The organism is Rhodopirellula sp. J20-39 (assembly GCF_057365095.1).
The window spans coordinates 3217682-3235810 of sequence record NZ_CP195123.1 but is presented as its reverse complement, the minus strand read 5'-3'; the positions used below and the strand labels follow the sequence as shown (position 1 = coordinate 3235810).

Below are 18129 nucleotides of genomic sequence, written 5' to 3'. Positions count from 1 at the left end.
TTCCCCTTCGCCCCCCTAGGACATCCCCACATGCGCCGCTTTGCACATCGATCGTTCGCAATCGCGACTGCGTTCCTATTAAGCCTCTTAACCGTGACGAGCGGTCTCGCTCAACAGCTAGCCTTCCCAACCGCCGAAGGCTATGGAAAGTACACCGTGGGTGGACGTGGCGGTACCGTCTACGAAGTCACCAACCTGAATGATTCAGGGGAGGGAAGTCTGCGAGCTGCGATTGAAGCGAAAGGTCCCCGAACGGTCGTTTTCCGTGTCTCGGGAACCATCGATACGAATCTTTCAATTTCAAACGACTTCATCACCATCGCTGGCCAGACAGCCCCCGGTGATGGTATCACGCTGAAAGGCCGGCTCGGAATCAACGCCAGCGATGTGATCATTCGCTACATCCGGGTACGAGCCGAGGGCCAAGGTGACGCGGTGTCCAGTCGCTATCAAAAGAACATCATTCTTGACCACGTCTCGGCCAGCTGGAGCAGTGATGAAGTGATGACGCTCTATCACGGTAAAGAAACAACGATCCAGTGGTGCATGATCACCGAGGCCTGTTCGGGGTCGCACAAGTTCGGAGGAATCTGGGGTAACAATCCCTCGACCTATCACCACAACCTGTTCGCTCACAACATTTCGCGGAATCCGCGGTTCGCATCGGGCAGTGGTTCTAACGACTTTCGCAACAACGTCATCTACAACTGGCAACATGAAAGTGTTTACGGTGGCGAATCGCAACAGCCCACCAAGGCCACCTCGGCTCATGAACGCAACAAGAAGTTCAGCGACTTTTCGGCCAACATCGTCGCCAACTATTTCAAGCCAGGCCCAGGAACCTTTGACGATCACAAGTCAAAAATCTGCGCACCGTGGTCAAGAAACGGCGAACAGGATTACGGCGACTGGTACATCGCGGACAATTATCTCGCAGGCAACCCCGATGTCACCGCCGACAATTGGAAGGGCGTTTTTCCTAAGTCCGATGACAAGCCAATCGATCTAGGTGCGATCGCTGGACTAAAGCTCGCCCAACCCTGGGACGCGATGAAGATCCAACAGCAATCAGCCGAGGACGCTTACCAAGCGGTGCTCGCGACCGCCGGTTGTTCCTTACCTAAACGTGATGAGATCGACAAACGCATCATTGAAGAGGTTCGCACCGGGACCGCCAGCAAAGGCGACAATGGTTTCGTTGCCAATCCAGATGTCGCCGGTGGCTGGCCAAAACTGGAATCCACTGAAGCACCTCGGGACAGTGACCATGACGGCATGCCCGACAGTTGGGAAAACGCCAACGGACTCGCTGCCAACGACAGCCAGGACGCGAAGCATGTCAACAAAGACGGGTACACCAATCTGGAAGACTACCTCAATTGGCTAGCCGCCGGCAACAAGTTGAACTAGTGCTGTAGCACCAAAGCGGGACTGAGATCGGACGGTCCCCAACGTTCCGCTGGATTGCCTAGCGGCAATACGCAAGCGATTCAGTTCGAGCACGCTAAACCCGATGTTAGACATCCCACTCGCAAGACCTTTATCCCCACCCACTTCATGAAGGCACCAATATGAATCATCGAATGTTCGTTTGGCTACTGGTATCCGCTTTCGCACTTAGCAATCAGGTTCGCTCGGCCGCGGAGTCAAGTTCTCCGGTACGACCGAGGGTGATTGCCACCACCGATGGCGAGGTGGACGATCGCAGTTCGATGATTCGCTTCCTGATGTATGCTTGCGACTTCGATGTCGCCGGCATTGTGCAAGTGAACTCGAAATACCAAAAGCGTGGCCACAGCGACAAGAAGTGGATCGAAGCACAACTCGACGCTTACGAGGAAGTCTTGCCGATCCTGCGGAAGCACCATCCCGATTATCCAGACACCGCTCAACTTCGTGGTGTCATGCGAGTCGGTAACGAAACCATGGAAGACCTATGGACCGCACCACCGCAAATGAAGACCAAGAACACCGCCGGGGCGCAGTTGATCATCGACACGCTACTGGACGATGATCCGCGACCAGTCCATGTGCTCTCGTGGGGCGGCGCGAACACCACCGCATCCGCTTTGTGGAAACTGAAAACGGAATACCCCAAAGACAAGTTTGAATACGCCGCCTCACGCATTCGCATCTACTGCATCTGGTATCAGGATGGTGGTGGCAAATGGATTCAAAAGAACATTCCGGAAGCCTCAATCTACGAAGCTTATGGATGGGACAACGTTTGGGACTACGAAAGCTACGACCATGCTCGCAAACGGGGAAAGATGAGTGCCAATCCTCAGGCGATCCAGGAGCACATGAAGGATGCGTGGCTAAACCAACACGTCAAGAACGACCATGGTCCGCTGGGTGCGATGACGCCACAAAAGTACATCAGCGAAGGCGACACGCCTTCATTCTTGCACCTAGTCAACAACGGTCTCGCCGCCGACCTGGACTACACCCTCGGCGGTTGGGGCGGGCGGGGTGCAAATGACGATCCCTCGCTTCCCAATCACATCACCGACAAGACGCTGAAGGACGACGGCGATTCTCACAAGATGTTCTGGCGTTGGGTTCCGGCAGTACAGAACGACTTCGCCGCACGGATGGACTGGTGCGTGAAGGACTTTGACCACGCCAACCACGCGCCGATTGCAAAGGTGAAAGGCAGCCTTATTCGTGATGTAAAACCTGGTGAAGTCGTCAAGATCGAAGCCACCGCGACTGACCCCGATGGCGACCCAACTGTGCAACAATGGTGGCAATACGCCGACGCCGATTCCGCAGTTGCGACCGTCGACATCACCAACGCTGATTCTTTGAACAAGGCGAGCTTCGTCGCGCCGAATGAACCGGGTAAGCAAGTTCAAATCATCCTCGAAGTGACCGACGACGGTACACCTGTTCTCAAGGGTTATCAGCGTATTCTGTTTAACGTCCAGTAGCTCCCCACCCAGGGTCTCACATCCATGATGCAATTCCTTCAAAAGACAATCGCGTTTTGCCTATTCACCAGCCTCCTACTTGCGGTTGGCCCTCGTGAATCCTTTGCCGCCGAAGGTTTCACCATCAATCAAGATGATTCGAAAGTAACCATCGAGCACGATGGCAAGCTCGTCACACACTATTGGATTGACGACGCGAAGGCACAGAAACCGTATTTTTGGCCCGTGATCGGCCCGACAGGAAAAGCGATGACGCGGGCCTTTCCCATGGCAACCGTCGACGGCGAACAACACGATCACCCACACCATCGCGGCGTTTGGTTTGCTCACCAAGGCGTAGGGGGCAGCGACATGTGGCTGGAAGCCGCATCCAAAAACTACAAGGGCGACAAGCAAAAAAAGTTCCTGGATAGCCTCGGAACGATCGCTCACACGGAGTTCACGGAACTTTCCGCCAACGAACATCAAGCGGTGATTCGATCGACCAATGACTATTTGGATTCGACAGGAAAGCGATTGATGGCCGATCAACGTTGCATGATCTTTCGCGCGTCCAACGACCAGCTTGTGATCGATTTTGATATCACGCTGCTGGGCAAGTACGGCGACGTCGAGCTGCAAGATAAAAAGGACGCTGGGCTAAACGTTCGAGTGCCCACGTCCATGTCATTGACCGATGGCAAAGGGAGGATCGTCAACAGCAATGGCGATCGTGACGGCGACACCTGGTCGAAACAGGCCGCGTGGGTCGACTACAACGGCCCCGTCGAGGGCGAACATCTCGGCGTCGCCTTCTTCAATCACCCGTCCAGCTTCCGTCATCCGACGCGTTGGCACGTTCGTGAATACGGTTTGTTCACGGCCAATGCGTTTGGCTCAAATAGTCTCGAAAACGAGGCGGAAAACGGCACATTCACATTGAAGTCGGGGGAATGCACACACCTACTGCACCGCATCATCTTCCACAAAGGTGATGCCGAATCCGCCGGGATTGCAGAGGCCTACCAAGCTTACGCGTCATCAAAACTGACCGAGTGAACTAGCGATGTTAGCAAGCCGCAACCGATTCCGAACATGGATGTCGAGTATCCGGAAATTCACGTTCAATCGCACTCAGAGCATGAAAGCGTTGAATCGAATTTCCCCACTGCCAGCACTTGTTCTGATTTTGACTTCGACCGGATTGGGATCGAACGGTTTGACCGCCGCCCCACTGCGTGTCGACATCAATTCAGAAGGACGTGCTGACATGCGAACGATCGGCTGGCAAAACTGGCAGCCTTCCGCTGGCAAGATGAAGCAGTCCTTTGGCGACATCACCGTCACGTTAAAAGCCGTCGGCGAAGATACCAATCTAAAAGTCGTCGGCGAGAAAGCGGTTGTCATTCATGGCGTAACCGTCGGTGCCGACGCCGCGGTGGTGCAAAGCAAGGATACTGCGGCGATGGAAGTCCATATCGATGGACTGACTCGCGGACGGCATACGTTCATCGGCTACCACCATGCCCTTAGCGATGAAACCGGCACGTACACGATATCGTCGGGCGAACACACGGTCGCAGGGATCAAACCGTCTACCCAACCCCGTCACAACGACGAGGTGGGAACCTCTTTCATCGAACTGGATTCGAAAGCCGACCAGACCGTCGTGATTAGGATCACGGCCAACAATACCAACCAGGTCTTTCTAAACGGATTCGCAATCGATGTGGTGGATCCTCGCAAAATGGCACGCAAACCACATCCGTCTAATTACGAACGGCACGCTGACGGCGATGACGGCACAGTTCAACTCCATTGGACGCCACCGGTCTCCGCCGTAACCCAACAAATCTATCTCGCCTACGACCGTGATCTCGACACCGCCGCCCATAAACTCGCCGCCGCAACCGAAAAGTCCGAGCAATTCTTAGGCTCGGTCACCGAAGGCCTCTGTTCGGCGCCGATCATCGCTAACGAATCACGACTTCACTACGTTTGGCGAGTCGACTCGATTGACAAAGAAGGCAAACTCACCCGCGGCGACGCATGGCAATTTCGCGTCCGCCATCTCGCTTTCCCAACCGCCGAGGGTTACGGACGCTTCGCTATCGGTGGACGTGGAGGCCGCGTTTTGCACGTCACCAACCTCGACGACTCCGGCCCCGGATCACTCCGAGCGGCGGTCGAAGCGACCGGGCCACGCACGGTGGTTTTCGATGTCTCGGGTTTGATCAGCTTGAAATCCAAACTTGTGATCCGCGAAGAGAATCAATTCCTGACGGTTGCTGGCCAAACCGCACCGGGCAAGGGCATCTGCATTCGCAACTACACCTTCGGAGGCCTGGGCACGCGTGACACGATTCTTCGTTTCATCCGCTTACGACTGGGAAACCTGTCCGGCAAAACGATGGACGGGATGGGCCTGGCGAGCTGTGATCATTGCATCATCGACCATTGTTCGATTTCCTGGTCCATCGACGAGGCGTTCAGTTCACGCGGTGCCAAGAACATTACCTTTCAACGCAATTTGATTTCCGAAGCACTCAACATCGCGGGCCATAAGAAGTACGGCGACGGTTCGGCACATGGATTCGCGGGTTCAATCAGCGGCAACATCGGCAGCTTCCATCACTGCCTGCTGGCCCACAACTCTGGCCGCAGCTGGTCGCTGGCCGGTGCAACGGACCAAGCCAACCGCCACGCCGGTCGTCTCGATATCCGCAACATGGTGGTTTACAACTGGAAACACCGAACCACCGATGGCGGTGCACGCGAGGTCAACTTCGTCAACAACTATTACAAACCCGGTCCAGCCACCGAAGTCAAAACCTACCTGAATCCTCAATTCGAAAACCCATCGTTTGGCCCGCAACAGTACTACGTCGAGGGCAACATCATGGAAGACATTGCCGGACCTGAAGGGCCAATCGGTCCGTTTGCGGGCATGCGAGCGAAAGGCCGGCAAGATGCACCAGTGACGGTTCCAGAGCCATTCTTCGAAAGCCATGTCACGACCCATACCGCCCACGAAGCGTATGAAAACGTATTAGCTGATGTCGGCTGCAACGTTCCGATGTTGGACGATCACGACCGACGCGTGATCCAGGAAACTCGCTCCGGTACAACCTCCTACAACGGCAGCAAGTCTGGGCTACCTGGCTTACCGGACTCACAATCCGACGTGGGTGGATGGGAAGAATATCCCGAGATTCATCGCTCGACCGATTGGGATACCGATGGCGACGGCATGCCCAATCAATGGGAAACCCAACATCACCTCAACCCCGACGACGCGAGCGACGGTGCATTGGATCCCGACCACGATGGCTACACCCATCTGGAAAACTACCTCAACTGGCTGGCCGAAGGCAACGAACTGACTGCGGACCGTAAACCCGAGACTGCTGTGCTCGGCACCGCTGGTATGCTGAAAACAGAATTCCTGTACGAACGAGCCCCTTACCCGAGTTGCCACGCGTCAACGATTGCCGAAACCACCTCAGGAAACCTAGTGGCCGCTTGGTTCGGCGGCACGGCTGAACGTAATCCCGACGTCGGCATCTGGGTTTCGCGGCATGACAATGGAAAATGGCAAGAGGCAGTAGAAGTAGCCAATGGCATTCAACCCGACGGCTCGCGACTGCCAACTTGGAACCCAGCCTTATTTCAGGCACCCGGCGGTAATCTCCACCTGTTCTACAAAATCGGCCCCAGCCCGAGTCAGTGGTGGGGAATGACAATGACTTCGGCGGACGGCGGACGCACCTGGGGGCAACCGTCCCGGTTGCCAGGAAATTTGATCGGCGCGGTCAAGAACAAACCGATCGTGCTACCCGATGGCACGTGGCTGGCACCGTCGAGTAGCGAAGCAGATGGCTGGACCGCACATGTGGAGCGTAGTACCGATGGCGGAAAAACGTGGCAGCACATCGGACCGCTAAACGATGGCCATCAAATGCGAGCCATCCAACCGACCTTGCTGACTCATCCCGATGGTCGGGTTCAATTGCTCGCACGCGGTCGTCAGGGAAAAATCGTCGAGGCCACGTCCAACGACGGTGGGCTTACATGGAGCCCCATGACTAACGGCCAACTCCCCAATAACAATTCAGGAATCGACGCTGTGACTTTGAAGGACGGCCGGCATTTACTCGTATACAACCACTCCACCCGAGAACAACCGGGGATGGGGCACAAAGGCCGTGGCATCTTGAACGTTGCCGTTAGCCAAGACGGCAAGCAGTGGGAGGCGGCCTTGGTGCTTGATTACCTCGATCAAAGGAACAAACAATTTTCCTATCCGTCGGTGATCCAGACAGCCGACGGCCTCGTCCATATCGTCTACACCTGGCATCGAGAACGAATCAAACATGTCGTGCTCGATCCAGACGCACTGCAAGCGGTTCCGATCATCGACGGAGTGTGGCCGAGTCACGTAACCGGCGGACTTAAAATCAAAAGAATTCAATAGAGAACAGGTTGACGACCGAACAGCGTGCCGCGTTAGCGATTCAGAAGAACCAGCCACTTCGCAGTTCAATCCACCACCCGTCATGACGACAGCATCAAACTAAAATACCCATGTCCATCACCGAAAAGCACTCATTGAAGCTAAGCTCTGTTCCGGAAGCCGTTGAAGCGATTCGGCGTGGAGAGGTCGTGATCGTCGTTGATGCGGAGGACCGCGAAAACGAAGGCGATTACATTTGTGCCGCCGAAATGGCGACGGCCGAAAACGTCAATTTCATGTTAAGCGGGCGGGGACAGTTGTGTGTCTCGATACTTGCCGATGCCTGCGCACGACTCGAGTTATCACCGCTGGTGGCGAACAACGTTGCCCCGCTGAAAACCGCGTTCTTAACGCCCATCGATATTCACACATCCAAAACGGGAATCACCGCCGCCGAAAGAAGTGAAACGATTCGCCGGATGGCGTCACCCGAATGCCACGCGAACGAGTTCACCCGTCCAGGCCATGTGTTTCCGTTGTTGGCGAAAGAGGGCGGCGTCTTACGACGGGCCGGGCACACGGAGGCGGCATTGGATTTAGCTCGCATGGCCGGCCTACAACCGACCGGCGTGCTCTGCGAAGTCCTGGACGAAACCGGCGACCGCGCGTCACACGCCACAATCGCGGAGTTAGCTCTTCGCCACGACCTGAAGGTCATCAGCATCGAAGATCTCATCTTCCACCGACGAATGAGCGAAAACCTGGTCAACCGCACATCGGAGTCATCACTACCGACACGCTACGGTGATTGCACGGTCATCAGGTACGCCGTTGAACACGAAACCCAGGAACCGATAGCGATTGTCTTCGGTGACCTCTCCGCGAACGACAACGCCCCACTCGTACGCGTCCACAGCAGTTGCTTTACCGGCGACATCATTGCCTCACTGCACTGTGATCGCAGTGATCAATTGCACGTTGCACTGGACATGATCAGCCAAGAAGGTCGTGGCGCACTTGTGTACCTTCCGACCGAAGCCTCCCACGCGAAACTAGCGGAACAAATTCGAACGCAGCCAGAACCAGGAACCGGCAACACCTCAACCGCTACGGCACCCGCGAAACCGGACACTGGTCAAAATGAAAACGCAAACGTTCTCGATTACGGCATTGGCCTTCAAGTCTTGAAAGATTTGGGTCTACGCGATATCCGACTATTGACCAACAATCCCAAGAACGCCGACGCGTTTAACCTTCGCGGATATGAATTGAGAATCACCGATCAAATCCCTCTTACGTCAACGTCCAATCAAAACCACTAACTCGCGATCAAGCTACGCTCAAACACAGGTAGGTTTCACAGCACGAACATCATTTGCGTTCGGCCAATTCAAATGCTTCAGGGAGCATCATTGTCATCGCGGGCCAATACGTCGTCAGCAAAAGAGCAACCAACATCGCAAAGAAAAACGGAACCATCGGTCGTGTCACCGACGCAATGGAAGTCTTTCCAACACTACAACCGACAAACAAACAGGTCCCAACCGGCGGAGTGCAAAGTCCAATGCAAAGATTCGCAATCATCATGATTCCGAACTGAACAGGATGCATCCCCAGCTCTTCAACCACCGGAAGAAAGATTGGCGTGAAAATCAAAACTGCCGGAGTCATGTCCATGAACGTCCCAACGAACAACAACGCAACATTGATGATGAAAAGAATGATCAACGGATTGTCCGAGATCCCCAGCATCAAACTGGCAACCGTTTGCGGAATATTTTGGTAAGCAAGAGCCCAGCTCATCGCTTGACTAGTGCTGATTAACAAAAAGACGACAGATGTCATGATGCCGGTGCGAAGGCAGATATTAGCTAGCTGCGAAATACGAACCTCACGGTAAACGACCACTGACATGATGAACGCGTACAACACCGCAATCGCTGCCGCTTCGGTGGCGGAAAACACGCCACCCAAAATGCCGACGAGAACAATCACCACTAGCAATAAGCTCGGAATCGCCCCCAATACAATCTGCAGGATACTCTTGGACGGCTCATCACTTTCCTCTGACGTAGCCGCCAATTCGCTGCCAGCATTCTGTACCCGTACGCGATCAGCCACCAACCAACAAACGCCCATCACGAACAACCCGACCGTAATCCCCGGCAGAATCCCAGCCGTGAACATTGCGGCCACCGATACATTCCCCGCAACGACCGCATAGACAATCATCACGTTGCTCGGCGGGATCAAGAGCCCCGTCGTCGCAGCCGTCGTGGTCACCGCCACACTAAAATTCCGGTCATACCCTTTGCGTTCCATCTCCGGAATCATCATCCCACCCACACTCGAAACGGCCGCAGTTGCCGACCCGGAAATCGCCCCAAACAACATGCAAGTCAGCGTGCTGACGTAGGCCAAACCACCACGAAATCGACCGACCAACAGAGATGCGAAATCGATCAGACGACGAGCCATGCCACCATCGCCCATCAAAATCCCAGCCATGATGAAAAAAGGAATTGCGAGCAGCGGAAAACTCGAAATCCCACTACTCATCCGTTGGGCCATCACGTAAGTGGCGGGAATGTCCGGCAGGGAAAGGATCGTGATAAACGTCGACAAACCAATCGCAATCGCAACCGGCACGTTCATCAACAGCAGCGTCAAAAAGCTGACGACCAGAATCAATAACTGAGTTTCCATGGATCCATTCGACCTGATTAGACGTGTGGCTGGCTTACTTCCGTTTTCCTTGCAAGCTCCCCTGACGCACCGGATGCCTGATCGCTGTCGTTCCAAATCTCACAAAGCTGCTCAATCGAAAAGAGAGTAATGAAGACGCCACTCACGGGAACGGAAAGATAGACGTATCCCATGGGCATGTTCAAAGTTGGAGTAACTTGCCCGATCGCCAAGGTCTTCCATACCAAAGTCGATCCCCCCCAAACCATCACGCAAAGAGCAAACAGAATGACCAGTACCTGAACAATACACGCCAGCGTTCTCTGGGCGTCCGGCTGCAATTGGCTGGAAACAACATCGACGCCCAAATGCTGTTTCTGACTAAATCCAACCGCAGCCCCCAGAAGAGCCACCCACGCAAGCAGGTGAGTAGCAACCTCTTCAGTCCAAGGGCTCGGTATCGAAATCACGAAACGGCTAAACACACCCCACAATACGATTGAAACAAGGATTGCAACTAACGCCGCCACCACGATCTCAAGTGTTCTCGTCACCACAACCTTCAATCTTCGCATGTTTTAGAGCTCCGAGATCTGTTGCAGCAAGTCACCGATCGGTGTCCCCGAAAAACTATCGTGCATGGGCTTTACCTTTTCAGCAAAACGTGACTGATCCGGTCGGTGAACAGTAACTCCTTTTTCCTGTACCTCTTTAAGAACCATTTCGCTCTCGTCAGCCCACAATTGACGTTGATATACAGCTGAATCATCCGCAGCTTCTTGCACCCAAGCTCGAACATGCGAAGGCAGGGCATCCCAAACCGACGTACTCATTAGCAATACATCTGGCACTCGCGTGTGTTCATCCAACGATAAATGCTTACACACTTCGAAATGCCGACTGTTATAAAAACTAGGCGTATTGTTTTCCGCGCCATCAACCAAGCTGGACTGAAGACCTGTATATAGTTCTCCAAACGGAATCGACACAGGATTCCCGCCTAACTCAGTCACCATTTGCTGAGCGACGTTGGATTGCTGGACGCGAATCTTCAAGCCATTTAGGTCATCCGGTTTCGCGATCGGCGTATCGACGGTGTAAAAGCTTCTTGCTCCGGCGTCATAGTAGCAAAGCCCACTCAACCCTTTCGATTCGCAAGATTTCAGCAAACGTTTACCGATGTCACCGTGAATCACCTTCCAGAAATGATCCTCGCTTCGAAATGCGTAGGGGACGCCAAACACCGCAATTTCCGGCACAAAACTCTCCAACGGAGCAGTCGACGTCTTCATCATCGCCAACGCGCCGTGCTGCAATTGCTCAATGCACTCAGTTTCCGAACCGAGCATCCCGTTGGGGAAAATCTGAAGTTCAACCGTACCGCCCGACTTTTCCTTCAACCGTTCGACCATAAACTCCATCGCGCGATGCACCGGGTGTTTCTGATCAAGCGAATGCCCAAGCTTTAACACTATCCTTCTAGAATCTTTCCCCGCCCCGCCTTCCAAATGCATGCTGCGTTGGAATAACGCAAAGCCAATCGTGGCGATCAAAACTCCCGTTAGAGTCCCCACAACAAAAGAGGAAGTTGTTTGCGATTTCATAACACAACTTACCACCGAAGAATTTAAGACATTAAGGTTCTGATAAGGGCTTCAATCATTGTGCTGCACATTGCATAAGTTTTCAATTGGCACCGATACAGAATTTGAATATTCGAATATATTACCAATCGCTTGGCAAATCTCTCACTTCATTTATTGACACGACTATATGAACAAGATGAATGTCCTCATGGTTGGAACCGGCGAGTACACCACTGGTTATGTGCCTGGCGCCAAAGCAGCATCAGATAAGTGCGCGGGAATTGTAGGTACAACCTTGTTTGATCTTCGTCGTCGCGGATTAATCAATCGATTATTGATGGCTGGCACCAACGGAACCAAGTTCCCAGAAATCCGCAGCCATCTCGATCGAGCACTAACCAAAACGTTTCGTGGCATGGATGTCAGCTTCGACAGCTTTCCGGCGGACGACGTACCGCGAGATGCTAACGCTTATCTAAATGCATTCGACACCATGCGAACTGGCGATAGCGTTGTCGTCTTTACTCCCGACGACACGCATTACACGATTGCAATGGAAGCGATTCAACGTGGCTTCCATGTTCTAGTCGCCAAGCCGATTGTCAAAACGGTCGACGAGCATCTGGCACTGTCGCGCGCTGCGAACGAGAATTCCGTCCTAGTGGCGATGGAAGTTCATAAACGATGGGATCCGCTTTATACCGATGCTTGCGACCGCATCCGTAGGCTGGGTGACTTCAGCTTCTTTCAGTCATACATGAGTCAACCGAAATCGCAGCTTGATACATTCCGAGCATGGGCTGGCAAGTCAAGCGATATCAGTTACTACTTGAACGCTCATCACATTGATTTCAATCTTTGGGCTGTCGGCCACCGTGCTCGCCCCCTAGTTGTGCGAGCATCGGCGGCAACCGGTGTGGCGCATTCGATAGACATCCCAACTGAAGACACAATTACACTGACCGTTGACTGGGAGAACATCGAAAGCGGAAACAGGGCGACGGCTATCTACACTTCGTCGTGGATCGCCCCCAAGTCAGACGTGCATTCACAACAGCGTTTCTTCTTCATGAGCCACGACGGCGAGATCAATATCGACCAGGCCCATCGAGGTTATTCGCTCGCTACCGATGAAAGCGGTTATAGCTCACCCAACCCGTTGTTCATGAAATTCACACCCGACGCGGATGGTTACTTCTCAGGCCAGAACGGCTATGGCTATCGCAGCATCGAAGTTTTCCTGCGTGCAGCGGAAGAGGTCAGGCAAGGTCGTGCGAAGCCAGACGACTTCAACGGAAAACTGGCAACCGCACGCGATACGCTGCTATGTACGGCCATTTTGGAAGCGGGACGTCGTAGCTTGGATGCCGACGGACATGCAGTCCGCATTGACTATGACCAAGAGGGTATCGCGACCGGACTAAGTGAGGCTTAGAGCACTCAAAAGTTATTCAGACTGCACCGGAATAAAGAGCGGGACGCTACCGATCAAGCTAACGCGATCGGGAAGCGATTACCACAAACCGGAGCCTGTTGAAAACGAGACTCCATGGACGGTACCCGCCGCTATGCCTTGCGGACGAATTCTGACTTCAACCCCATGGCGCCGATACCGTCTATCTTGCAATCGATATCGTGGTCACCATCAACGAGCCGGATGTTTTTCACCTTCGTGCCACCTTTTACGACGCCACCGCGGAACTTGAGGTCCTTCACAACGACGACCGTATCGCCACTTTCGAGCACATTGCCGTTGGCGTCGCGAATCGCCTCGTCATCCTGTGCAGCCGCGTCGTCGGCCGGTGACCACTCATGGGCGCAACTCGGGCACACCAACAAGATGCCGTCTTCGTATGTGAATTGGCTATCGCATTGCGGGCAGTTGGGAAGGTCGCTCATTGTGTTTACTGCCAAGGGATGGAAGGAAGTCTATTGAATTGGGGGCGGATTATGGCAGATCAACTCGACTTCAGTAAGGACGGTGCAACCCACCGCCCATCATCGTGGCTTCAGTCCGTTGTGGGTTGCTTCAGCAGTGAGCGGATCTTCGGGCCAGTAATGCTTGGGATACCGACGTCGAAGCTCTTTTCGGATTTCACCGTAGGTGTTCGCCCAAAAGCTACCGAGGTCTTCCGTTATTTGTTGCGGTCGACGATTTGGCCCGAGTAGGTGAAGTTGCACCGGAACACGCCCCATCAAGATTCGCGGCGTTTCGTGCCACCCAAAACACTCCTGAATCTTGGCTTCGATCCAGGGCGGTTTGCCGGTGACGTAATGAATTGCCGTTCGATTCCCGCTCGGAAGCCGTAAATGGGTTGGTGCTTCACGCTGAACGACTTGCCAGCGGTCGTAACCGATTCTGCCTAGCAGATGATCTTTCCAGGGTGCTTTGCGGAGTTCCGCGAACGAGGAACGATTCTGGCACAACTCAAGCAAAACATCTTCTAACGGATCGACTTGTTCCGAGTTTCCGATCGGCGCAGTGTCGATTTCAGCATTGCCTGCTTCACGCTCAGCGGCGGCGACCCGATTGACTCGTTCCATGATCGCAGCAATCGAATCATCACTTCCAGCCCGCGACGCTGGCGTGATCTTGCCAAAAAGGTCCGGCTCGGCCAGGCAACACTTCGCCGCTTCAAACAAACAGTTCGCCGCCCTGTCACTGTCTTTCGCCGATGCAGGCGTCTCTTTCAGCACGAGATCAACATAGGCGCGCACCAGCCGACCTCGCACCGACTCACTAGCAACGTCAAATTCAACCTGAATCGATTCGTCGATCGCCTCGGGATTCAATTGACCCTCGCTAATTGGCATTGCTGAACGCACGCGAGATTCTTTTCCGGCACCGTCAACGTCGATACACAACATCAGCGGCGACGGGGTCGCGGTTTCGTCAAACGCTGACAAACCTGTCACGCCGCGTCCCCCAACCATTCGGCCTCGATCGGGATCATCTTGACGCCGGATCACCACTCGATCCGGATACGCGGCCAACAACGCACCCGCCCATCTCGAAGCAGCCGAAATCCCTTTTGATTCCGGTTCCGGTTCGCCAGACGAGGCCTTAGTCGGCAAGTCGCTTATCGACCTTTCGATCTGCTTAGCGACCGCTCGGATGGTTCCAAGGGAACTCGCGTTAGCCCGGTCATGCTGTACTCGTTCAATTTTTTCAGCTAATGACAAACCCGACTGGCGATTCCCTGTTGTTGAAAACGGATCTCGCTCACTCAACAAAGCCGCAGCGATCGCGACTTCGCGTTTAGATAACTGGGCAACCGATACGGCCTGAAGTACGAAACGTGCGATACGCGGATGCAGTGGCAAACCTGCCATCACGCGGCCCCGATCAGTAATAGTGCCGTCAGGATGCAAGGCTTGGAGTTGTTTCAAAAGCTCTTGAGCCGCGATCACGGCGTGTTCGGGCGGATCGGTTAGCCAATCAATCGCAGCAAAATCAGTTTCTCCCAACCCGGCCAGCATCAGTACCACATCGCTTAGATCCGAACGCAATATCTCCGGCGCATCGTAAGGCAATCTTGACCGATTTGCGGCTTGGTCCCAAATACGCACGCAAACACCGGCCGACGTTCTTCCGGCACGTCCAGCACGCTGATCCGCCGAGGCAATTGAAACTGGCGTTACCTCCAGTCGCGACAAACCAAGACGAGAATCCATCACCGAGGTCTTTGCCAAGCCGCTGTCGACGACCGCTGTCACACCAGGAACGGTGACGGACGTTTCGGCGATATTGGTGGCGACGATGATCTTACGTTCGCCGTCGGTGTTGCGGAGCACCGCATCTTGAGCCTTAGGCGATAAACTTCCATGCAACGGTTTGACGTGGGCCTGTGTACCAATCGGCGAACTTTCAACAGCCCGGATCGTACGTTCGATTTCCCCTACACCGGGCAAAAATGCCAACACATGACCATCGGTTTGATGCCACGCCGATTCGATCCCGACCAACACGCGGCTTTCCAAACGATCGCGGACGTTTCCCGGCTTGTATGAAACTTCGACCGGATACGAACGACCTTCGCATCGCAGTCCAACCGGAGCGGCGAGGGCATCGCCTAATGCTTTTTCAGCCGTCGAGCTTAGGTAGCCGAGAATCGGTTCTGGATCTAGCGTTGCCGACATCACGACTAACCGCAATTCCGGCCGCAATTCGTTTCGCAACCGGTTGGTCAATGCAAAGGCGACGTCCAAATCGAGAGTTCGTTCGTGAAATTCATCGAACACGATGCAGGCGACATTTTCCAGCAGCGGATCGCTTTGCATCCGACGCAAAAACATCCCGGTGGTCATCGATAAGACACGAGTCGCCTTCGTTTCCTGACGGTCAAGCCGCACGTGATAGCCATAAGTCTGACCAACCGCTTCCCCACAACTTTGAGCGAGCCAATTCGCCACCGCACGTGCCGCTAGACGCCGAGGTTGAATCACCCAAATTTGTCCAGGCGGGAACGCGGCCGAACCGCCTTCTTTGGATTCGCAATGAGCCAGAATCGCAGGCGGAACACCGGTCGTCTTACCGGCACCCGGCGGCGCTTTCAGAACGACGCAGCGGTTATCGATTAAGGCATCGACCAGCGGCGTAAGTACGGACTCAATCGGTAACGGCAATCGAGATTTCCCTAGGGTGAGAAAGCGGCAAACGGTCCATCGAGCCGGCAGCCTAGCGGCAGACAATCCAAGCACTGGAACACGAGCCTACTCAGCCCGCGATGCGGCACGATCGTCTAAGAATTGGCGTAGAACCTGCGCCATCTCGCCAGCGGTTTGGTAGCGGTCGTCCGGGTTGGTAGCAAGACATTTCGCCAAGATCTCATCCAACTGCGGATTGAATTTTGGATTGATCGAAGTCGCCCGACGAGCTTCAGTGTTCGCGATTAGCTCCATCGTTTCATCGCGACTCATTGACGTTGCACCATGCGGGTGCTCTCGCAACAAGAACAGAAACAGCATCGTCGCCACCGCATACAGATCGCTGCGATTATCGACGTTTTCCGATTCCGCTCTCGCCTGTTCAGGCGACATGAATAGCGGCGTCCCCAGCACTGCACCGTCCACGGTAGTTGTAGACGAAGCGTCGTCGTTGGACTGGAACATCGACTTCGACAAACCAAAGTCGACAAGCTTCGGCTGTCCGTCTTGGGTCACCATCACGTTGGAAGGTTTGATATCGCGATGGATAATATTTTGACGATGCGCGTGATCCAACGCGTCACAGATCAACGCAGTCATTTCGATGATTCGGGTCGCTTTGGGATTCTGCTTGGATACATAGTGACCTAGCGAATGACCGTCGATCAACTCCATCGCGTAATACGCAAAGTCGCGTTCGAGATGGCTGGCGTAAATTGCTGCGATTCCTGGATGGTCCATCTTCCGCATCATCTTGATCTCGCGAGCGAAGCGATTGAAGACCGTATCGGTCGCCAAGTCCGCTCGCACAATTTTGATCGCAGCCATCCGTCCGGTGGCAATATGCTTCGCTCGCCACACCGTCGCGAAGGCCCCTTTGCCGATGATGCGTTCAACCTCAAAACCATCGACTTGAGGCTTAGTCCACTGCACTGGCGGCACCGCTTCGACGATCCTTCGGGCCGCAGCGAGTCGGCTCTTCAGTAGTGCAGCAACGATCGGCTTGGTCAGGTAGTCGTCCGCCCCCGCGTCCAAGCCGGCGATCATGTCTTCTTCTCCATCACGGCTGGTCAGCAAAATCACGTAGGTAAACGGGTGCTCGGGGTCCCGCTTGATCCGGCTGCAAATTTCGACGCCTTCGATGTCCGGCATCTGCCAATCGAGCAGCGCCATTCGCGGTGGGTCATCGGACCGTAATTCCGCCAACGCCTCGCGTCCGTTTTCCGCAACAACGACCTCATACCCCCACGGCGTCACCGCCGCTTCGATTAGCTTTCGCCATACCGGGTTGTCGTCGGCGACCAATAACTTCATTAGATCGCGATCGCATCGAGCACGGGCAGGACAAAGATTTTCCCATCGCCGATTTCGCCTCGGGTGCCCGTTCGGGCCGCCGAGCGGACGATGTCGATGACCTCATCCAAGTCATCTTCATCGATGATCAGCTCCAGCATGACCTTGCGCAGCAAATCAATGCGATACTCGTTTCCACGAAACATCGCCGTTTGGCCACGCTGACGCCCGTAACCGGTCGCGTCACTGACCATCGTCTCGTCGTAGCCCGCTTCTTCCAGCGCGGAACGAACAGTCGAAAGTCGGATCGGTTGGATGATGGCTTGTACCAGAATCATGAGTCTCTCTCGATTGTGTAAAAACCACGGCCATCGCTGGAAAAACGAGTTAATCCGTCACGGCGAAGGGACAACCGAACGGAGCATTCACCCTCGACCAAGGGAAATACGTCTCCGGGACAGTCTACCGATTCCATTGCCGCTCGCCCATATCACCCGACCGATATCGAACCGGGGATTTGGTGGAAGGGCGAAAAGATCTGGCGAATAGTTTG

13 protein-coding genes are annotated in these 18129 nt (G+C 54.4%); 6 read left to right on the top strand and 7 right to left on the bottom strand.

Annotated elements, in window-relative coordinates:
• The first annotated feature begins 30 nt into the window (after positions 1-30).
• The 5 genes from ACR3ZL_RS11755 to ribB all read left to right on the top strand — a co-directional run bounded on the left by ACR3ZL_RS11755 (position 31) and on the right by ribB (position 8687).
• Entirely contained in the window at positions 31-1410 is a 1380-nt protein-coding gene (locus ACR3ZL_RS11755; protein ID WP_473652959.1) for a pectate lyase family protein, read from the top strand.
• Positions 1411-1571: 161 nt separating this feature from the next.
• Entirely contained in the window at positions 1572-2933 is a 1362-nt protein-coding gene (locus ACR3ZL_RS11750; RefSeq protein WP_473652960.1) for a DUF1593 domain-containing protein, read from the top strand.
• A gap of 24 nt (positions 2934-2957) precedes the next feature.
• Positions 2958-3971 carry a DUF6807 domain-containing protein gene (locus ACR3ZL_RS11745; RefSeq protein ID WP_473652961.1) on the top strand — a complete coding sequence of 338 codons (1014 nt, stop codon included), beginning with the start codon at positions 2958-2960 and terminating at the stop codon, positions 3969-3971.
• Between the two features lie 91 nt (positions 3972-4062).
• Positions 4063-7386 (top strand): exo-alpha-sialidase, encoded by a 3324-nt coding sequence (locus tag ACR3ZL_RS11740; protein ID WP_473652962.1) that lies wholly within the window; start codon positions 4063-4065, stop codon positions 7384-7386.
• Positions 7387-7496: 110 nt separating this feature from the next.
• The gene (ribB, locus tag ACR3ZL_RS11735) at positions 7497-8687 is read left to right on the top strand and encodes a 3,4-dihydroxy-2-butanone-4-phosphate synthase (protein ID WP_473652963.1); all 1191 of its coding nucleotides are present in this window, start codon (positions 7497-7499) and stop codon (positions 8685-8687) included.
• Between the two features lie 49 nt (positions 8688-8736).
• Here the strand turns inward: ribB and ACR3ZL_RS11730 are convergent, their stop codons facing one another.
• From ACR3ZL_RS11730 to ACR3ZL_RS11720, 3 genes are read right to left on the bottom strand one after another with little or no spacing between them, the layout of a single operon-like run.
• Entirely contained in the window at positions 8737-10071 is a 1335-nt protein-coding gene (locus ACR3ZL_RS11730) for a TRAP transporter large permease (RefSeq protein ID WP_473652964.1), read from the bottom strand.
• A gap of 17 nt (positions 10072-10088) precedes the next feature.
• Positions 10089-10625 carry a TRAP transporter small permease gene (locus tag ACR3ZL_RS11725; RefSeq protein ID WP_473652965.1) on the bottom strand — a complete coding sequence of 179 codons (537 nt, stop codon included), beginning with the start codon at positions 10623-10625 and terminating at the stop codon, positions 10089-10091.
• A 3-nt stretch (positions 10626-10628) separates the two neighbouring features.
• A complete protein-coding gene (locus ACR3ZL_RS11720; RefSeq protein ID WP_473652966.1) occupies positions 10629-11654 on the bottom strand; it encodes a TRAP transporter substrate-binding protein in 1026 nt (341 codons plus the stop codon).
• Positions 11655-11832: 178 nt separating this feature from the next.
• Here ACR3ZL_RS11720 and ACR3ZL_RS11715 point away from each other — a divergent pair, with 178 nt between their 5' ends.
• Entirely contained in the window at positions 11833-13071 is a 1239-nt protein-coding gene (locus ACR3ZL_RS11715; RefSeq protein WP_486173479.1) for a Gfo/Idh/MocA family protein, read from the top strand.
• 131 nt (positions 13072-13202) lie between these two features.
• On the opposite strand, the gene ACR3ZL_RS11710 is transcribed toward ACR3ZL_RS11715, so the two are convergent.
• The 4 genes from ACR3ZL_RS11710 to ACR3ZL_RS11695 all read right to left on the bottom strand — a co-directional run bounded on the left by ACR3ZL_RS11710 (position 13203) and on the right by ACR3ZL_RS11695 (position 17914).
• The gene (locus ACR3ZL_RS11710) at positions 13203-13535 is read right to left on the bottom strand and encodes a zinc ribbon domain-containing protein YjdM (protein ID WP_473652968.1); all 333 of its coding nucleotides are present in this window, start codon (positions 13533-13535) and stop codon (positions 13203-13205) included.
• A 99-nt stretch (positions 13536-13634) separates the two neighbouring features.
• Positions 13635-16262 carry an ATP-dependent helicase HrpB gene (gene hrpB / locus ACR3ZL_RS11705; protein ID WP_473652969.1) on the bottom strand — a complete coding sequence of 876 codons (2628 nt, stop codon included), beginning with the start codon at positions 16260-16262 and terminating at the stop codon, positions 13635-13637.
• A gap of 87 nt (positions 16263-16349) precedes the next feature.
• Positions 16350-17597: a protein kinase domain-containing protein gene (locus ACR3ZL_RS11700; RefSeq protein ID WP_473652970.1), complete on the bottom strand. Its 1248-nt coding sequence runs from the start codon at positions 17595-17597 to the stop codon at positions 16350-16352.
• Entirely contained in the window at positions 17597-17914 is a 318-nt protein-coding gene (locus tag ACR3ZL_RS11695; RefSeq protein WP_473652971.1) for a P-II family nitrogen regulator, read from the bottom strand. Before ACR3ZL_RS11695 ends, ACR3ZL_RS11700 begins: the two co-directional genes overlap by 1 nt.
• Between the last annotated feature and the right edge of the window lie 215 nt (positions 17915-18129).

Coding starts and splice junctions, on each gene's coding strand:
- ACR3ZL_RS11700 (WP_473652970.1), bottom strand. CDS start 17,597: ATGAAGTTATTGGTCGCCGACGACAACCCGGTATGGCGAAAGCTAATC.
- ACR3ZL_RS11745 (WP_473652961.1), top strand. CDS start 2,958: ATGATGCAATTCCTTCAAAAGACAATCGCGTTTTGCCTATTCACCAGC.
- ACR3ZL_RS11715 (WP_486173479.1), top strand. CDS start 11,833: ATGAATGTCCTCATGGTTGGAACCGGCGAGTACACCACTGGTTATGTG.
- ACR3ZL_RS11730 (WP_473652964.1), bottom strand. CDS start 10,071: ATGGAAACTCAGTTATTGATTCTGGTCGTCAGCTTTTTGACGCTGCTG.
- ribB (WP_473652963.1), top strand. CDS start 7,497: ATGTCCATCACCGAAAAGCACTCATTGAAGCTAAGCTCTGTTCCGGAA.
- ACR3ZL_RS11720 (WP_473652966.1), bottom strand. CDS start 11,654: ATGAAATCGCAAACAACTTCCTCTTTTGTTGTGGGGACTCTAACGGGA.
- ACR3ZL_RS11710 (WP_473652968.1), bottom strand. CDS start 13,535: ATGAGCGACCTTCCCAACTGCCCGCAATGCGATAGCCAATTCACATAC.
- ACR3ZL_RS11695 (WP_473652971.1), bottom strand. CDS start 17,914: ATGATTCTGGTACAAGCCATCATCCAACCGATCCGACTTTCGACTGTT.
- ACR3ZL_RS11755 (WP_473652959.1), top strand. CDS start 31: ATGCGCCGCTTTGCACATCGATCGTTCGCAATCGCGACTGCGTTCCTA.
- ACR3ZL_RS11725 (WP_473652965.1), bottom strand. CDS start 10,625: ATGCGAAGATTGAAGGTTGTGGTGACGAGAACACTTGAGATCGTGGTG.
- ACR3ZL_RS11750 (WP_473652960.1), top strand. CDS start 1,572: ATGAATCATCGAATGTTCGTTTGGCTACTGGTATCCGCTTTCGCACTT.